Origin of the sequence: Dysgonomonas mossii, assembly GCF_004569505.1 — a bacterium.
Classification (GTDB): Bacteria; Bacteroidota; Bacteroidia; order Bacteroidales; family Dysgonomonadaceae; genus Dysgonomonas.
On record NZ_SPPK01000063.1, the window covers coordinates 1 to 456 of the forward strand.

Here is a 456-nt window from a genome sequence, read left to right on the forward strand (position 1 = left end):
AGTTGTAATCGCTCGTGATGTTATGAAATTTGGTAACTTAGGTAAATAATTATTAATAATCAAGAGGTTGAAACAAATTAATTGTTTCAACCTCTTTCCTACGATTAGTCAAGTGCTTAAGTTTAAAATAGTCATCACTTAATAAGACCGTCCAATTTTATTTTTTTGAATAAGGTGTTAGACTATATGTGATTATACGATTTAATGTGGGGACATTTCGTAATCGTATAGTTTATGTTTCATTATTAAATAATGAAATGTTTTTAATAGTCGATTAATACATGCGACAACAGCAGTCTTATGAGATTTCTCATTAGGCTGCTTTCTTAATTTATAGTAATAATCTACAATATGATTATTATAACGATGTTGTCCACGAATAATATTCATTATTACCAAAAATAATAAGCGTCTCGCCTTTTTATTACCGCGTTTATTGATGGTATCTCTATAATG

1 pseudogene is annotated in these 456 nt (G+C 28.1%); it reads right to left on the bottom strand.

The features are described from left to right. Positions 1–201 precede the first annotated feature (201 nt). Positions 202–456 (bottom strand): annotated as a pseudogene (locus E4T88_RS17445) (IS110 family transposase); the annotation flags it as partial.